12 protein-coding genes are annotated in these 18,227 nt (G+C 65.0%); all 12 read left to right on the top strand.

What is annotated here, in order from left to right; all coding sequences use genetic code 11:
• The first annotated feature begins 68 nt into the window (after positions 1 to 68).
• Positions 69 to 740 (top strand): hypothetical protein, encoded by a 672-nt coding sequence (locus tag QFZ83_RS26130; RefSeq protein ID WP_307511230.1) that lies wholly within the window; start codon positions 69 to 71, stop codon positions 738 to 740.
• A gap of 124 nt (positions 741 to 864) precedes the next feature.
• The gene (gene tssB, locus QFZ83_RS26125) at positions 865 to 1,380 is read left to right on the top strand and encodes a type VI secretion system contractile sheath small subunit (RefSeq protein ID WP_176661953.1); all 516 of its coding nucleotides are present in this window, start codon (positions 865 to 867) and stop codon (positions 1,378 to 1,380) included.
• Positions 1,381 to 1,382: 2 nt separating this feature from the next.
• Complete coding sequence (gene tssC, locus QFZ83_RS26120) at positions 1,383 to 2,873, top strand: type VI secretion system contractile sheath large subunit (protein ID WP_307511229.1); 1,491 nt, start codon at positions 1,383 to 1,385, stop codon at positions 2,871 to 2,873.
• Positions 2,874 to 2,966: 93 nt separating this feature from the next.
• Positions 2,967 to 3,479: a type VI secretion system tube protein Hcp gene (locus QFZ83_RS26115; RefSeq protein ID WP_176661952.1), complete on the top strand. Its 513-nt coding sequence runs from the start codon at positions 2,967 to 2,969 to the stop codon at positions 3,477 to 3,479.
• Positions 3,480 to 3,588: 109 nt separating this feature from the next.
• On the top strand, positions 3,589 to 4,080 hold the full coding sequence (gene tssE, locus QFZ83_RS26110) for a type VI secretion system baseplate subunit TssE (RefSeq protein ID WP_013543887.1): 492 nt from the start codon (positions 3,589 to 3,591) through the stop codon (positions 4,078 to 4,080).
• Between the two features lie 11 nt (positions 4,081 to 4,091).
• Positions 4,092 to 5,942 (top strand): type VI secretion system baseplate subunit TssF, encoded by a 1,851-nt coding sequence (tssF, locus tag QFZ83_RS26105; RefSeq protein WP_307511227.1) that lies wholly within the window; start codon positions 4,092 to 4,094, stop codon positions 5,940 to 5,942.
• Positions 5,906 to 7,027, top strand: a complete 1,122-nt coding sequence (tssG, locus tag QFZ83_RS26100; RefSeq protein ID WP_307511226.1) for a type VI secretion system baseplate subunit TssG — start codon at positions 5,906 to 5,908, stop codon at positions 7,025 to 7,027. Before tssF ends, tssG begins: the two co-directional genes overlap by 37 nt.
• 65 nt (positions 7,028 to 7,092) lie before the next feature.
• On the top strand, positions 7,093 to 9,813 hold the full coding sequence (gene tssH, locus QFZ83_RS26095; protein WP_307511225.1) for a type VI secretion system ATPase TssH: 2,721 nt from the start codon (positions 7,093 to 7,095) through the stop codon (positions 9,811 to 9,813).
• Positions 9,814 to 9,849: 36 nt separating this feature from the next.
• Entirely contained in the window at positions 9,850 to 12,663 is a 2,814-nt protein-coding gene (locus QFZ83_RS26090; protein ID WP_307511224.1) for a type VI secretion system Vgr family protein, read from the top strand.
• Complete coding sequence (locus tag QFZ83_RS26085; protein WP_307511222.1) at positions 12,651 to 13,628, top strand: hypothetical protein; 978 nt, start codon at positions 12,651 to 12,653, stop codon at positions 13,626 to 13,628. Before QFZ83_RS26090 ends, QFZ83_RS26085 begins: the two co-directional genes overlap by 13 nt.
• Positions 13,629 to 13,665: 37 nt before the next feature.
• Positions 13,666 to 17,175: a T6SS effector BTH_I2691 family protein gene (locus QFZ83_RS26080; protein WP_307511220.1), complete on the top strand. Its 3,510-nt coding sequence runs from the start codon at positions 13,666 to 13,668 to the stop codon at positions 17,173 to 17,175.
• A 2-nt stretch (positions 17,176 to 17,177) separates the two neighbouring features.
• On the top strand, positions 17,178 to 18,134 hold the full coding sequence (locus QFZ83_RS26075) for a DUF6708 domain-containing protein (RefSeq protein ID WP_307511219.1): 957 nt from the start codon (positions 17,178 to 17,180) through the stop codon (positions 18,132 to 18,134).
• Positions 18,135 to 18,227: the final 93 nt, after the last annotated feature.

Raw genomic sequence — 18,227 nt, 5'->3', positions numbered from 1 at the left:
CGGCCCGCCAAAAAAAGTCAGATCCAAGCGGAGGGATTGTGTTGATTCGAAAGTACATGACTTGCACGATGATTGCTGGTGCCATTGCAGCCACCAGCTTCTTGTCGGGCTGCACCACCACACCAGACGCCGCGGTGGCGCAGTCCGCCGAGGCCTTCAACAAGAGCCTGGCGGAAGCCGACGCCGCTGCAGCCGCAGCCACCGGCGACAAGTCCGCAGCCATCCGCCAGTACCAGAAGATCGCCATCGACAACCCGACCCGCGGTGAGCCGTGGTCGCGCATCGCGCAGATCTACTTCAACGAAGGCCGCTACAGCCTTGCCATCTCGTCCGCCGAGGAAACGCTGCGTCGCGACCCCACCAGCCGCCAGGCCAAGAGCATCACCGCCGTGGGCGGGCTTCGTCTGGCAGCCCGTTCCATCGAGGACCTGGGCAAGGACAACACCCTGAGCGGCGACGTCAACGCCGACGCCTACCGGCTCGCCGCGCTACTGCGCGAAACCCTCGGCCTCTCTGTTCTGGTGCCGACCGGCTCCGACGCCAAGCCGCCTGTGCGCCGCCCCGTGGCCGCCAATCCGGCCCCCGCGCCGATGCCTCCGGCCGCGACGTCGACTGCTTCGCAGCCCACCCCGGTTGCTGCAGCACGCCCGGCACCTGCACCGGCGGCGCGTCCGACGCCCGCACCCGCCGCTGCGCCGCGCGCGGGTGGAAGTGCCAATCCGTTTGACGCGCTCAAGTAAATCTTTTGGCGCATTGAATTGGTTTTTCAGAACCAAAGTATTAATTGAAATGTGTGCGCACCCGCAATAAGACGCACAAAAGTAGTAATTCGTCTCGCAGTCCTATTCGGAAGGTATTGAAGTCATGGCGACCAAAAGACAGAGTGTGCAAAAGCGCCTGCAGAAAGTGCGCCCGCCGCGCGTGCAACTCACGTACGACGTGGAACTCGGCGATGCCATCGAGAAAAAGGAATTGCCGTTCGTCGTTGGCGTGGTCGCCGACCTGGCTGGCCAGTCCGAGGTGGAGCAGCCCAAGCTGAAGGACCGCAAGTTCGTCAATGTCGATCGCGACAATCTGGACGACGTCATGAAGGGCCTGGCCCCGCGCGCGGCCTACCAGGTCGAGAACAAGCTCGACCAGCGCGGTGGCACCTTCGGCGTCGACCTCACCTTCAATTCGATGGACGCCTTCTCGCCCGAGGCTGTGGTCGACCAGATCGAGCCGCTCAAGCGCCTGCTCGAAGCGCGCACCAAGCTGGCGGACCTGCGCAACAAGATGGCCGGCAACAGCAAGCTCGAAGACCTGCTGGCCGACGTGCTGAACAACACCGAGCAACTCCAGCGCCTGGGCCAGGACGCCGGCAAGAAGGACGGAAGCTGAACATGACTGCGCAAGCACTATCGTCATCGGGTGGCGCCGCTTCGCCTGAGGCTTCGGTCGACCTGCTCGACCAGATCGTCGAGAAGAGCAAGGTCGCCAAGTCCGACGCCGAGCACACCCGCGCCAAGGACCTCATCGGCGAACTGGTCAGCCAGGTGCTCGAAGGCTCGGTGATCGTCTCCGACAACGTCTCGGCCATGATCGACGCCCGCGTGGCCGACCTGGACGCGCTCATCTCCGCGCAGCTGAGCGCCGTGATGCACGCGCCCGAGTTCCAGAAGCTCGAGAGCACCTGGCGCGGCCTCGAATACCTCGTAAAGGAAACGCCCACCGGCACGATGCTCAAGATCAAGGTCATCAACGCCACCAAGCGCGACCTGATCCGTGACTTCAAGGCCGCCGTCGAGTTCGACCAGAGCGCGATGTTCAAGAAGGTCTACGAAGAAGAATTCGGCACCTTCGGCGGCGCGCCCTTCGGCGCACTGGTCGGCGACTTCGCCGTCACGCGCCAGCCGGAAGACATGTACTTCCTCGACCAGATGGCGCACGTGGCGGCTGCCGCTCACGCGCCATTCATCGGCGCCGCCTCGCCCGAACTGCTGGGCCTGGAGAGCTTCGACGACCTGGGCAAGCCGCGCGACATGGCCAAGGTGTTCGACACCGTCGAATACGCCAAGTGGAAGTCGTTCCGCGATTCGGAAGACTCGCGCTACGTGGGCCTCACGCTGCCGCGCTTCCTTGGCCGCCTGCCGTACCACCCGCGCGAAGGCACGGTGGTCGACAGCTTCAACTATGTGGAAGACGTCGACGGCACCGATCACTCCAAGTACCTCTGGTGCAACGCCGCCTGGGCGTTCGCCACGCGCCTGACGGCTGCGTTCGACGACTTCGGCTGGTGCGCCGCGATCCGCGGCGTGGAAGGCGGCGGCCTGGTCGAAGACCTGCCCACGCACACCTTCAAGACTGACGAGGGCGAGATCGCCCTCAAGTGCCCGACCGAGATCGCCATCACCGACCGGCGCGAGAAGGAGCTGAGCGACCTGGGCTTCATTCCGCTCGTGCACTGCAAGAACTCCGACTACGCGGCCTTCTTCGGTGCGCAGTCGCTGCAGAAGCCCAAGAAGTACAACACCGACAGCGCCAACGCCAACGCGGTGCTCTCGGCGCAGTTGCAGTACATCTTCTCCGTGTCCCGGATCGCGCATTACCTCAAGGCCATGATGCGCGACAAGATCGGCAGCTTTGCCTCGGCACACAACGTCGAACAGTTCCTCAACCGCTGGATCGCGCAGTACGTGCTGCTCGACGACAACGCGACGCAGGAACAGAAGGCGCAATTCCCGCTGCGGGAAGCGTCCATCCAGGTGGGCGAAGTGCCCGGCCGGCCTGGTGTCTACCGTGCCGTCGCATTCCTGCGGCCGCACTTCCAACTGGATGAGCTGTCGATTTCACTGCGCTTGGTCGCCGATCTGCCGAAGTCAGTGAATAAGTAAGAAGAGTCAGTAGAGGCGGATCGCAGGTGCGGCCGAGGGGCCGCGCATCAACACGTTAACTGTCGTTTCAATCAATCAAGAAGGGGAAGAAACATGAAAGATATCTACGTCAAGTTCGGCAGCCCGGCCATCAACGGCGAGTCGCAGGACAAGGACCACAAGGACTGGGTCGAGGTCAGCTCCTGGCAGCACAGCATCGTGCAGCCGCGTTCGGCCACCGCATCGACCGCCGGCGGCCACACCGCCGAGCGCTGCGAGCACGGCGAAATGATCTTCACCAAGGACATGGACGTGGTCAGCCCGCTGCTGTATCAGCACGCGTCGGGCGGCACCACCTTCGACGAGGTGACGGTGCAGTTCTATCGCGCCGACGGCGAAGGCAAGCGCGTGCAGTACATGGAGATCAAGCTCAAGTACGTGCTGATCGCCAGCGTGAACCCGAAGGTCGTGAGCACCGACGTGGCCAGCGTGCCGAGCGAGACCTTCTCGCTGAAGTACGCCGCCGTGCAGTGGAAGTACACGCAGCAAAAAATCGGCGGCAACCAGGGCGGCAATTCGCAAGGCGCCTGGAGCCTCACCAAGAACGACAAGACCTACTCGGTCTGACGCCCTTCGGGCCATGTCGACCGCGGCGCGAGGGCCGCGGTTTCTTTTTGGCGCCGCCCATCACGCGCGGCGCCCATGCCCGATATCCAAAGCACGAGGCGAGAGACCCATGAATGGATTCGAACCGGGCTTGCTCGACAAACTCTTCGATGACGACTGGCGCGGGCCGGCTTCGCCGGTGCTCAGGCACCTGTCGCTCGAAGAAGTCAAGAACATGGTCGCGCGCGATCTCGAATCGCTGCTCAACACGCGCATGGTCTTCAACGACGCGAAGCTCGAGTCGTTTCCCGAGTGCCGTCGTTCCGTCATGACCTATGGCCTGAGCGACTTCTCGGGCCTGAGCCTCGCGAGCCACTACGACCGCTCGTTCATCTGCCGCTCGCTGGAGCAGGCCATTGCCCGCCACGAGTCGCGGCTGCGCGACGTCGTCGTGACGCTCGAGGTCGACGGCCAGACCAGCACCAACATGCTCTATTTCGGAATCACCGCACTGCTCGTGCTGCCCGAGCTTGCCGAGCCGGTGAACTTCGACGCGATGCTGCAGCCCACGACGCTGCAGTACTCGATCACACGCGGCACCGGCAAAAGCCGCTCTGCCTGAAGCGCCACGCCATGGATGAATTGCTGCCCTTCTACGAACGAGAGCTCGCCTTCCTGCGCGGCTACTCGCAAGAGTTCGCCAAGGGCTACCCGAAGATCGCGGCGCGCCTGGCCATCTCCGCCGACAGCAGCGAGGACCCGCACGTCGAGCGGATGATCCAGTCGTTCGCGCTGCTCACCGCCCGCATCAGCAAGAAGCTGGACGACGACTACCCCGAGCTCACCGAAGCGCTGCTCGAAGTGCTGTACCCGCACTACCTGCGGCCCTTTCCTTCGTGCTCGATCGCGCAGTTCGATGCCGGCGGCGCGGCGCTCGCGAAGCTGAGCAAGCCCGTCACCATCGCGCGCGGCACCGAGCTCACTTCGCAGCCGGTGCGCGGCGGCGCATGCCGCTTTCGCAGCGTCTACGACGTGACGCTGGCAGCCGTGCAGGTGTCCAACGTGGTGTTCCATTCGGTTGTGAATGCGCCCGCGCATGCCTCGCTGCCGCGCAACGCCACCGGATGCCTCTCGATCACGCTCGAAGCCACCGGCGAGCAGAAGTCGCTCGGCACGCTCGCGCTCACCATGGCGCGCCTGCGCACCTTCATCGATGCCGAGCCTTCGCTCGCCACCGCGCTGGCCGATGTGATCTTCCTGAAGACGGCCGCCGTTTTCGTGGAGCCCGAGCGCAGCGGCAAATGGACGCAGGTGCAGGGCGAGGCGCTGCATCCTGTCGGCTTCGACGAGGCCGATGCGCTCATCGAGCTGCCGCCGCGTTCGCACCCCGCCTACCGCCTGCTGAGCGAGTACTTCGCGTTCCCCGAGAAGTTCAACTTCGTCGACATCGATCTGGCGAACGCACTGCGCCACATCGGCTCGTGCCGCGCGATCACGCTGCATCTCGTGATGACCGGCGTGCGCGCCGATTCGCCCACGGCGCGTTTGCTCGAAGGCGTGTCCAGCCGAAACCTGCGCCTGGGCTGCACGCCCGTCATCAACCTCTTCAAGCAGCGCAGCGATCCGATCCGCGTGACGCACGCCGCGGCCGCATATCCGGTGGTGGCCGATGCGCGCCGGGCCTTCGGCTTCGAGGTCTACAGCATCGACTCGGTCAAGCTCGTGAAGCAGACCGCCGAGGGCGACGCCTACATCGAGTTCCGGCCCTTCTATTCGCTGCACCACGGCGAGCATCCGAAGGAAGCCGAGCACTACTGGTTCGCGCGGCGCAACGAGCTGGTGGCGCAGAAGAGCCCGGGCTACGAGACCGAGCTTTCGATCGTCGACATCGATTTCCAGCCCTCGCTGCCGCAAACGGAAACGCTGAGCATCGACCTCACCTGCACCAACCGCGACCTGCCGCATTCGCTGGCCTTCGGCCTGCCGGGCGGCGACCTGTTCATCGAGGGCAACTCGGTCGCGCGCTCGATCCGCATGCTGCGCCGCCCGACGCAGACGCTGCGCATGCCGCGCGGCAAGGGCGTGCAGTGGCGGCTGGTGTCGCACCTGTCGCTCAACCACCTGTCGCTGGCCACCAGCGGATTGCCGGCGCTCAAGGAGATGCTGCGCCTGTACGACCTCGGCCGCTCGGCCGTGTCGGCGCGGCAGATCGAGGCCATCACCGGCATCGACCAGCAGGCCACCACCCAGTGGCTGCCGGGCAAGCCCTTCGCCACCTTCGTGCGCGGCATCGAACTCAAGCTCACGGTCGACGAGGCCGGCTTCGTCGGCAGCAGCCTGCAGGCCTTTGCGCGCGTGATGGATCATTTCTTCGGTCTCTATGTGCACCTGAACAGCTTCACCCAGCTGGTGATCGTTTCGGCGCGCGACAAGGAGGAGCTGGTGCGATGCAAACCCCGCAGCGGCGAATCGATCCTGCTGTAGCCGACCGGCTGCTGCGCGAACCGTACCGCTTCGAGTTCTTCCAGGCGGTGCGGTTGCTCGAGCTCGTGCTGCTCAAGCGGCAGGAGCGCGACGTGCACCATCGCCTGGTGCCCGGCGAGCGCATGGTGCCGCGCTGGCTGCGCTTTCGCAGCTCGACGAGCCTCACCTTTCCACCCAGCGAGATCGAGGCGCTGGCGGTGCGCGATGCGGTGGGCCAATTGGTGTCGAGCGCCGAACTGTGCGAGCCGCCGTTGCAGGGCGAAGACGTGCATGGCCTCGGCCGCATCGAGCTCACGCCCGCCTCCTTCGGCATGCTCGGCGTATCGGGCGCCTTGCCCATCGTCTACACCGAGATGCTGATGCGCCGGGAGCAGCATCTGCGCGACAGCTCGGCGCGCGCGTTTCTCGACGTGTTCACCAATCGCGCGACCGCGCTCTTCTATGCGGCCTGGCGCAAGTACCGCCTGCCGCTGCACTACGAGCACGAGCGCAGTCGTGCCTACCTGCCGGTGCTGCTGTCGATGGCGGGGCTGGAGCACACGGCCCAGCGTGATCCGCTCACCGACGGCACGGGCACCGTGTTCGACGAAACCGTGGCCGGCTATGCGGCCGCGGTGCGGCATCGGCCGATGTCGGCCGCCTACCTGCAGCGCGTGCTGTCCGATTACTTCCGCAGCAACATCCGCATCGAGCAGTTCCTGGGCAAGTGGTACGACATGCCCGAGCAGCAGCGCTCGCGCCTGGGCGAAGGCAACGTGAGCCTTGGGCAGAACGCGATGGCGGGCGAACGCATCTGGCAGCGCGACCTGCGCATCCGCCTGTGGATCGGCCCGCTCAAGCGCAGCGCGCTGCGCGAATTCTTTCCGGGCCGCGCGCATGCGAAGGCGCTCGAAAAAATGCTGGCGCTGCTCGCTGGCGTGACCTGCGAGTACGAGGTGCGATTGATCCTGGCTCGCGAGGAAGTGGCCGCTGTGCAGCTGAGCGACGGCGGCGGCAGCCATCTCGGCTGGGACAGCTTCATCGCCACCGGCGAGGCCGAGAGCGACCGCAGCGACACCCAGTACGAACTCCAGCCCCTGCAGTAGTTAATGCAGCAGCAACCGGCAGCGACCTTTCAACGAAGAAGACCGACAGAAGACAACCACCGTTCATGAGCACATCGCTGAAAACACTGATCACCAAGCTCAACGCAAGCGCACGCATGGCCACGCAGCGCGCCGCCAATCTGTGCCTGGCCAACGGCCACTACGAAGTGGACCTGGAGCACCTGTTCCTGGCGCTGCTGGAGCAGACCGACAACGACCTCGCGCGCGTGCTGCGCGCCAACCGCATCAGCGCGACCGCGATCCAGTCGGACCTGGAACGCGAGATCCAGACCTTCAAGAACGGCAACACGCGCACGCCGGTGTTCTCGCAGCACCTGCAGCAGTTGTTTCAGCAGGCGTGGCTCCTGGCCTCGCTCGATGCGCACGTGGCGCAGATCCGCTCGGGCCACCTGCTGCTCGCGCTCTTGACCGAGCCCGACCTTGCCCAACTCGCGCAGCGCGGCTCGCCGCTCTTCGCGAAGATCCGCCTCGATGACCTGAAGCACGACTTCGACAAGCTCACCGACGGTTCGAGCGAAGCGGCCGAAGCCGGCGCCTCGGGCGCTGCGGCCACGGAAGGCGACGCGCAGCGAGCGCCGGCCGATGCGCTGGCCGCGGGCGTGCCGGGCAAGACGCCCGCGCTCGACCAGTTCACCACCAACCTCACGCAGCGCGCGCGCGACGGCGCGCTCGACCCGGTGATCGGCCGTGACACCGAGATCCGCCAGGTCATCGACATCCTGATGCGCCGGCGCCAGAACAACCCCATCCTCACCGGCGAAGCCGGCGTCGGCAAGACGGCGGTGGTCGAGGGGCTCGCGCTGCGCATCGCGGCGCAGGACGTGCCCGAGTCGCTGCGCGCCGTGGCGCTGCACACGCTCGATATGGGGCTCCTTCAGGCCGGTGCGAGCGTGAAGGGCGAGTTCGAGAACCGCCTGAAGAACGTGATCGCCGAAGTGAAGAAGAGCCCGCACCCGATCGTGCTCTTCATCGACGAGGCCCACACCATGATCGGCGCGGGCGGCCAGGCCGGGCAGAGCGACGCGGCCAACCTGCTCAAGCCCGCGCTCGCGCGCGGCGAACTGCGCACCATCGCCGCCACGACCTGGGGCGAATACAAGAAATACTTCGAGAAGGACGCGGCGCTCGCGCGGCGCTTCCAGGTCGTGAAGGTCGAAGAGCCCAGCGAAACGCTGGCTGCCGCCATGCTGCGCGGCATGGTGCCGCTGATGGAAAAGCACTTCAACATCCGCGTGCTCGACGAAGCCATCACCGAGGCGGTGCGCCTGTCGCACCGCTACATCAGCGGCCGCCAGCTGCCCGACAAGGCGGTGAGCGTGCTCGACACCGCGTGCGCCAAAGTGGCGCTCGGCCAGAGCGCGACGCCGGCACTGATCGAGGAAGCGAACCGCGGCCTCGAACGCATCGAGGCCGAGAGCGCTGCGCTGGTGCGCGACACCGCGGCCGGCGGGCGCCATGAAGTGCGACTTGCCGAACTGGCGGAAAAAAGGAGCACGCTGCAGGCCGAACTGGCTGCGAGCCAGCAACGCCTCACCGAAGAGAACGCGCTGGTCGAACGCATTCGCGCACTGCGTGCGCAACGCGACGAGTCGGCTGCACAGCCCGAGGCCGCACCCGCGGAGAAGGCACCGGCACGCGCCGCGAGCCGCAAGAAAACCGCGACCACTGCCGACCCCGAACGCGACCAGCTCGACGCCCTGCTCGCCGAACTGCGCGCACTGCAAGGCACCACGCCGATGGTGCCGCTGCAGGTCGACGGCCACGTCGTAGCCGAGATCGTCTCGGCCTGGACCGGCGTGCCGCTCGGCCGCATGGTCAAGGACGAGATCAAGACCGTGCGCGCCCTCGACACGCTGCTGGCCGAACGCGTGATCGGCCAGGACCACGCGCTCGCCGCCGTCGCCCAGCGCGTGCGCACCGCCAGCGCGCGCCTGGAAGACCCCAACAAGCCGCGCGGCGTGTTCATGTTCGTCGGCCCCTCGGGCGTGGGCAAGACCGAGACCGCGCTCGCGTTGGCCGACATCCTCTACGGCGGCGAGAAGAAGCTCATCACCATCAACATGAGCGAGTACCAGGAGGCGCACAGCGTCTCGGGCCTGAAGGGCTCGCCGCCCGGCTACGTGGGTTATGGCGAAGGCGGCGTGCTGACCGAAGCCGTGCGTCGGCAGCCTTACAGCGTGGTGCTGCTCGACGAGGTCGAGAAGGCGCATCCCGATGTGCTGGAGATGTTCTTCCAGGTGTTCGACAAAGGGATGATGGACGACGCCGAGGGGCGCGAGATCGACTTTCGCAACACGCTGATCATCCTCACCTCGAACATCGGTTCGTCGCAGATCATGCAGGCGTGCCTGAACAAGGCCGACGACGAGCGCCCCGCGCCTGACGCGCTGGCCGATGCGCTGCGCCCCGTGCTCATGAAGGCCTTCAAGCCGGCCTTTCTCGGCCGCATGAAAGTGGCGCCGTTCTATCCGATCACCGATGCGGTGCTCGAGCAGATCATCGCGCTGAAGCTGGGCCGCATCCGCGACCGCATCGCGACCAATCACAAGGCGGTGTTCGAGTGGGACGACGCGCTGGTGGAGGCCGTGCTTGCGCGCTGCACCGAGGTCGATTCGGGCGCGCGCAACGTCGATCACATCCTGAACGGCACGCTCCTGCCCGAGATCGCGGAAGCGGTGCTCACGCGCATGGCGGACGAGACGCCGCTCGCGAAGATCAAGGCCAGCTGCGCCAAGAGCGGCGAGTTCCGCTACAGGATCAGCTAGGGCCGCGGCGGCTTGGGTCAAAGGGGGAACAGAACAATGACGACCTTCTCAACGGCTTCGCTTGGCGGCTTGCTGCGCGCAGGCACGACGCAGCAGGATCGCCTGCTGGTGCTGCATACGCCGCTCGGTGCCAACAAGCTGCTGGCCGAGCGCCTGGACGGTGTGGAGTCTTTGGACGATGGCGGCTTCCGCTTCGAACTCACCGCTTTGAGCGACGACGCGAACATCGAACTCAAGACGTTGATGGGGCAGGGCGTGCGTCTTGATCTGCAGACCGCGCAAAGCCGCACGGACCTGCGCCCCTTCCACGGCCATGTGACCGAGGCTGAGTGCGTCGCTAGCAACGGCGGCATGGCCCGCTATCGCATCGTCATCGAACCCTGGCTCGCATTCCTGCGTCACCGCCAGGACAGTTGCCTCTTCCAGCACCAAAGCGTGTTCGACATCGTCGATGCCGTGTTCGCGCGATATCAAAGCCAGGGCAAGCTGGCCGTGCAATGGCGCTGGGAGATTGCGCAACGAGACATCTATCCCGTGCGCGGCATCACCACCCAGTACCACGAGAGCGACTTCGATTTCGTTTCGCGGCTGCTCGCTGAAGAAGGCCTGTGCTACTGGTTCGAACACGCCACCGGCAAGGACGGCGACCTGGGCAGCCACACCCTCGTCATCGCCGACCACAACGGCGCCTTCCGCGCGAATACCCAAGCCACCATCCGCTTCCACCGCGCCGATGCGAGCGAGCGCGAAGACACCATCCAGCAATGGCGCGGCAGTCGCCAATTGCAGACCAACAGCCTCGCGCAGCAGAGCTGGGACTACAAGAGCGTGAGCGCGAGGCCCGTGCAGCAGCAAAGCCGCGGCGCAGGCCACCGCACTCTGCAGTGGAGCGACGACCCCGGCGCCTATGGCTGGGAGACCTCCGCCCAAGGCGAACGCCTCCTGTCCAACGCCCTTCAAGCCCTGGAGCTTCGCAACAAGCGCTTCGAAGGCCAGAGCGCCGTGCGCACCCTCGCACCCGCCATCACTTTCACCCTGACCGGCCACGAGCAGCACGACAAGGACAGCGAAGAAGACCGCCGTTTTGCGGTCCTGGCCGTGCGCCACATCGCGCGGAACAACTTCGATGAAGCCTTGAAGGCCGGTGTCGGTGAACGCCTTGGCCTGCCGGACATCGCCACCGTGTTCGATGCAGGCAGTGACGATGACAAGGACAGCGGCAATGCTGCAGCCAAACCCGACACCGTCACCCACTACCGCAACGACTTCACGACAGTGCGCGCGGGCATCCCCTACCGTCCGTTGAGCATCGACGGCCACGGCCAGCGCATCCACCCCAAGCCCAGCGTGCACGGCAGCCAGAGCGCCATCGTCATCGGTGTGGGCGGAGATGCACCGGTTCACACCGACCGAGACCACCGCGTCAAGGTGCAGTTCCACTGGCAACGCGGCAGCGGCTCCAGCGCAAGACAGCCCCGCCCCGACGGCCAGGACAACGCTCCCGCCGCCGACCGCCTGGGCGCCTGGGTGCGCGTGGCCGCCAGCGCTGCGGGCGACAACTGGGGCCAGGTCACGCTGCCGCGTGTGGGGCAGGAAGTGCTCGTGGAATTCCACCATGGCGACATCGACCGCCCCGTCGTCGTTGCAGCCCTCTACAACGGTGCTGGCCAGGTCGACGCCCAGCACAACGAGAAGTCCGCAGGCGCCGCCCAGTCCACAGGCAACGCCCCCGCCTGGTTCGCCGGCGAAGGCAAGGAGGCCAAGGAACACGCGCACAACGCCGTCTTCTCGGGCATCAAGACCCAGGAGTTGAGCGCCAGCCAGAGCGGTGATGGCGGCTACAACCAACTCGTCTTCGACGACACGCCGGGGCAGGGCAGCACGAGCCTCGCGACCACGCAGGCCATGAGCCGGCTGCACCTGGGACACCACAAGCAGCAGGACGACAACGCGCGCGGCAAGGCGCGGGGGCATGGGGCTGAACTCGCCACGACCGCGCAGGGTGCCATCCGGGCTGGATCGGGCTTGCTCGTGAGCGCCCATGCGCAGCCGAACGCCAAGGGTGCGTTCATGGCGAGCAAGGAGGCACAGCAGCAGACCAAGCAAGCCGAGGAGCTCGCGACCTCGCTGGCCAAGAGTGCGCAGACGCAGAAGGCGCAGATCAAGGGCGAAGAGGCGCCGGACAAGCTGCCGGCCATCGAGGCGCTCAAGCACGTGGCCGAAGTGCTGGGCGCGACGCAGGAAGGCAGCGCAACGGCAAGCAGCGCAAACGGCAACGGTGGTGACATCAAGGCCACCGAAGGCGGTCAGGGCAGCGTCACCGCGTACAGCGAGCCGCACCTGCAGTTCAGCGCACCGATGGGCATCGGCTTCGTCACGCCGAAGGAGGTGATTGCGGTGAGCGGCAAGAACACCGCCATCGTGGCGAGCCAGGACATCGACCTGCCCGCGCAGGGACAGATCGCGGTGAGCGTGGCCAAGGGGGTGAGCCTGTACACCATGGGGGCGAAGGCAAATGAAGGCCAGGAGCCGAATCAAGAGCGCGGCATTGCGCTGCATGCGGCCAGCGGCAGCGTGACGTTGCAAAGCCAAAAGGGTGCTACGAAGATCGCGGCGGACAAGAAGGTCACGATCGCCAGCGTGACGAAGAACGTCGAGGTGGAGGCGCCCACGCATGTGCTTCTCACCAGCGCCGGCGCCTACGTCAAGCTCGAAGGATCAAGTATCAAGATCCATGCGCCGGGCAAGGTGACGTTCAGGGGCATGCACAACTTCGTCGGGCCGCAGGGGGACAGTGCGAGCAACAGCCTGCCGACCGACAAACTGGCTGAGTGCGAATGGAAGACATGACGACCCCCGAACAACCACGCGGACGCGACATCGACGAATTGCGCACGCAACTTCGAGCGCAGTTTTTTCAGTGGCGCGAGGTGCATCCCAAGGCCCAAATCCATGCGTTGCTCGACCTCAACTGTCCTGTCGCTCAGTACCATGAACTGCATCTATCGAATCTGAGCCAGCGACCGATCGAACGGCACATGGAAGCTGTGCACCGGCCCGATCTGGCGCATGAGCCCGAACTCTTGCCGCAACTCCTGCAGTTGCATGTCGCCGGCGAGCACGGTTACCCGGATGAAGCGCTGATCGACCTCACGCTGCAATGCGCGGTTGCGCGGTGCCGCAGCGTGAATGGTGCCTATGTGGCCGGCTGGCTGTGCACCGATGCATTGCCGACGGCAGCGGCTCGCCATCTGGCCAAGTCGGGTGTGGTGCTCGACAAGAGCCAGGCCCGGCAGCGCTACCTGCCCTTTTTCGAGCCCTATCGTCTGGCCTTGTTGGCGGGCGATCCGGCTGCAGCGGGATTCTTGCGGCGTTGGCTGGGGCCCATCAGGCATTGGGCGCTGATCGACACGGCCGGCGAACTCAAGGTGATATCGGCGCCGCAGCAAGATGATTCCGAGCACACCGCGCCGCTCGGCAGAGAGCAGTTCGCATCGCAGGCGCGCATCGCCACGGCACGCTTTGTCGTGATGGCGATGACACGCGCAGGCATCGCCGTGCCTTCCGAGCCCGAACTGCGCATCGATGCCGCGATGCGTCAGGCATCGGGCAGCGGCCTGCATCGCACCGAAGACATCGTCTTCTACGCGCTCAACGTTTTCACGCTCGGTCCCCGATGGGCCGAGCACCCGCAAGCAGCGACTTTGGTTCGTCAAGTCGCCTCCGCGCCCGATGACCAGCCGGGACTGGCGCAGCTCATTGCAGCGCTGCCGGATGCAGTGCTCGACGAGATGGCCGCGAGCGCGCACGAATAACCATCGCATCAGACACAACGAACGGGAGTGCAGGCTCATGGGAAGCGAAACCACCAAGGCGAGAACGGCGACGACAGGTGCAGCCACGATTCGTGCCAACGGCCAGGCCGCCCAGGCATGCGCGCTCGGCGCCGATGGCAAGTGCGCGTTCTGCGGCAGGACCGGCTTGCCGGTCTTGCCGCTGCGCTATGCGGTCGTGCCGACGTACGTACCTGCAAGACTGGCCGATCCTACGACCTCGCTCAAGCTCGGCACGAGCCTGAAAGGCAAGCCGCCCGAGGGACTCAAGGGACATCGCTACGCCCTGCGTACCCTGCGCAAGGGCTTCGTCATGGTCTATTTCGGATCCGGCCTTTGGCACACGTATGCAGTGACTGGAAGCGGAATGCTTCGCAAGCTCGCGGACCCCGACGACCCTGACTTCAAGACCGATCGCGAACTGACGCCGGCTTGCCGGCGCGAAGGCCACAACGTCCCGGCGAGCTTCATCACGATTCCGCTGGTTCCGCTCGGTGCAACGCGGGCCTTGCCGACCAAGTTCTGGATCGCTTTCAGCGAGGTGCCATGGACGCGCAGCGTGCGCCAGAAGTATGAGGGTGGCGGTTCCGCGGGGGCGCGGACCCAGCGCATGCAGGAGTTCACTACGGATTCGCTCGGCAAACAAGCCGATGGCGTGCCCGATGCGTTCCAGTTCCACCCGGACGCGGCCGACACGACGCAGCGTCTGAACGCCCTTGTCCTGGAGTACGCCAAAGACGATGCCGAGGCACGTTCACGAACCCAGTACGACGCCAAAGACCCTTTCAACCCAAAGAAGCCCAACCACCTCGATTGGGTGGGCGCGCACGGTGTGAGCATGCGCACCGGCGAGGCTCCGGCAGTGGCCAAGTTCAGCGCCAAGCCGAGCGACTTCAACGGCCAGAAATTCATGGCCAGCGCGATTGTTCTGAACGATCCCCTGGGCATGGTGCAAGAGCTGAACGCGACGCGGCTCCAGACCATGGACTCTCGCCAGCGCTACCTGAGCGACGTCCGCGTCGTCAGGCCGATGCTGATTTCCCAATCGATCCTGGGCCTGAAGCAAGTGATTGGCGACCAAGTCGCTGCGACCGTGCAGCAGGAGGAAACCAGCAAGGGCCTACCCGACGTGCAGACCGAGACGTACACCTACTCGGACGGTCTGGCGTATTCCGAGACGACAAGCGTGACCACCACGCGCAAGGAGCGTGTCGACTCCAAAGTGAAGAGCCTGTGGTCTTCGCTCCAAGAGCACTATCGCGAAACCGAGCGCGCCGCTTTCGACACCAGGCTCAACAACACGCTCAAGCTCTTTCAGGACTGGATCGTGCGTTGCGATGCCGACTACGCATACTGGCTTGCGCAACCCGAATGGGTGCGGCGCCGCCACGACTTCGACAAAGCATCGCCCGCACAGCAGGATGTGCTGATCGAGGCTTTCGCCGTCGCGCTCAGCGGCGGACCCAGCGGCAGCCCGTCCCAGGTCCAGGGACAGAAGTCGCCGCAGGACACCCGTGTCTACGAGGTCTGGAAAGACTTCATCGCGAAGAAGCCCACCGACGAGACCAACCCGATCTACGTTGCGATCTTTGGCGACCAGGAGGAACTGCTCGAGTACCTTCTGCCCGAAGGGCCGAACCCGATGGAGGACAAGCTGCACAAGGGCAGCAAGCTGTTCAAGGCGGTGAAGAACATCATCGGCACCAAGGAACTGACCAGCAATACGATGCGGAACTTTCGCAACGAACCCTTCGACCTCACGCGTGAAGCGGCAGACAAGGTTCCCAATCCCGTCCGCGCCGCTGGCGCTGCTGCGATGGACAGAATTCGCGGCGGATGGATTCCCAAGGCCACCGGTGCCGTGGCGAACAGCCTCTACACGGTTGGCAGCGCGCTCTCGCGCATGGCCGCCAGCGCGGTGACCGAAGTCGCGGAGGCCACCGTTCTGCGTGCGATTCAGGGCGCGGTGCTTCTGTATGAGCGGCGCGAAATCATTCTTGTCACTTCCCGCATCAAGGTGCGCGAGTACCTTGCATACCTCAACGACATAGCCTTTCGCAGCACCGAAGCGGCCATCAGCGTTACCGCCAAGGGAATGCGCAGCGTGGCGCAGGCAGGCAAGAACACGGTGCGCTCGATGGCCGTCGCCAGCATCCTGCACATCAGCGACAAGAAGACGGGCGATGCCGTCGTCGATGTCATGGTCTGGGCTTACAACGAATTGGACGACGTCACGAAAGCGATCGACGCGTTGCCGCCCGCGCAGGACGCCGCGCGCTCGGCACATCAGGTCGCTCAAGCCACCACCGCTGCCGAAAGCGCCGCCATGGCCACCGCCATGCGTGTGCACCCATTGACCATCAGTCCCGATGCGCAGAAATTCGTGGATGCGGTGGTGCAGCGTGCAAGTGCCGTGAAGGCCGGCACGGCCAGTGTGCTGAAGACCATGACACGTACCAGCCTGAGATTGAGCAGCACCGGTTCAGGCATCCTGGCGGTAGCCTCGCTGGTGGTCCAGGCGTGGTCTTTCAAGGACAGCATCAAGAAGGCGGACAAAGCGTTCGTCGGCAACAACGAGGCACGCATCCTGGTGGTGGCAGCCGGTACTGCGTGTCTCGGAGCGGCGATAGAACTCGTTGGCGTGGGCGGAAAGTTGATGAGTGCAACGTGGGGAACGGCAATCAGTCGCATCGGGGGGGCGCTTGGGGCGGCAGCCTCCATCGTGGAGGGGGTGCAGGGCGTGATGGCCTCGATCAGGACGGCTCGCCATGGCGACAACGACGCCAGTTTGCTCTACGCGCTTTCAGGCGTTGCCATGATCGCGGGCGGCGCGGTCGGCATCTATGGCGCACTCACTGGTGCAGCCCTCCTCGGTCCGATCGGATGGGCGCTGATCCTGATTGCCGCCGGTGTGCTGCTGTTGTACTTCGCTATGAAAGCCGAGGACAGCCAAGCCGCCATTTGGCTCGACCGCTGCTACTGGGGCAAGGGGGCGCGCTATGGGAACGGAAAGCACCCGGCCGAGCGGCCCTGGACAGACACGGAAATCGACGACGAGCTGAGCCAGCTCAACGCCATCATCCTCGGCCTGGCCGGCGAAACCGGCTTCAACGACGACGGCTGGGGCTTTGCCGATCTTGTATGGGACACGGTCAAGGCCAAGCTCACGTTTCCAAGCTACGACGCGACGAACTCGGCCTATGAATGGAGCTTGTGCGCGGTCAAGGGTCGCAAGGCCAAGAGCGTGACGCTCGCAAGCGGCAAGCACAATGCGATGCCGGCAGCCTCGAGCGCGGCCGGCAACGGCCTCGGCGTCCCACTGCCTTCGAACGACAAGACCCAGTATTTTCGCAACCTCGTGGGGCCGACCTACAAGTTTGAGGGCAAGAACAAGGACATTCTTGTCGCCGAGGTCAGCGTGCAGGTGGCCGTGGCGTACTTTCAGGACATCGAGCTGACGGCCAACTACGTGCCGGACATATCCGATCCGCACGGTCGAGCGAGCCTGGTACTCAACGAGAGCGACTGATCATGAGCACCGAGTCAGCAGCATCTCATTCGCCCCGCATCACGCCCGTCCATCCCCAGTGGGCACAGGACCTGGTGTTGCGGGACGCGCCACCGTCGGGCAAGGCGGACGGCTGGGACGAATTGAACCATCTGGACGAGGTCTACCTGGAGTTCTCGACGGCCTCGAATATTCCGAGGGGGCTCATCCTTTGGGGTGGAATTGCCTGCCTGACAGCGGGGCTGGGCCTGAGCTATCTCATGCTCGGGTTCTCGACGTGGGACGGCATTGCGGGCTGGATCGTGGGTGTGGCGATCGTGATGTGGCTTGTCGCCTTCAGCCACGGCATCTTTTTCCTGCGACTCGACTTGCGCCTGCCCAAGGACCGGCCCGTTCGCTTCAATCGCCGCCAAGGCAAGGTCTACGCCAACAGCTACACCTGGAACCACAACCCTTTTGGCCGGTGGGGCGGCGGCGTGAAAGTCTTCGACTGGTCCACGCTCCAGGCCGAGATCACCAAGCAGATCGGCGCCAGCGGCGAAGTGGTGACGCAACGCTACGCGCTCGAGCTTGTGGCTTGCAAGCCTGGTTCGTTCGAAGAAGTGGACCGGTTCCGGCTGCAGCATGGCGCCCAGACGACCCGGCAGTACGAAGAGCAGTGGGAATTGTTGCGCCGGTACATGAACGACGGGCCTGAGGGGCTGCCCCCACAGAACCTGCGCAATCAGACGCCGGGCTTCATCGATTGCCTGCTGTTCGCCATGCCCTGGTTCGCCCCCACGGAGATGGGACGGCGCGCACGTGAGCGGATGCGCGGCTTTTTCGGCACCTTGATGATGGTGCTGATGTCGCTGGCGTTCCCGCTGTGGCTGTTGTTCGGCCTGGGCAACTTCGTCGTGATGCACCTGGCTCCGGAGGCGAGCTGGCCTCCCGGCGTGGATGAAGCGTCGAAGCTGCGAAGCAGCGGATCTGCTTCCTGAAATCGATCGCTTGAAGCCAGGAACAGGAAAATCATGCGCGGCAGAACATCGGACGAAGACCGGACCTATCGGCAGTGACAACAGGGAGGGAGC

It is taken from the genome of Variovorax sp. W1I1 (genome assembly GCF_030815625.1).
Lineage (GTDB): Bacteria > Pseudomonadota > Gammaproteobacteria > Burkholderiales > Burkholderiaceae_C > Variovorax > Variovorax paradoxus_C.
This window is presented reverse-complemented; position numbering and strand designations above follow the sequence as displayed.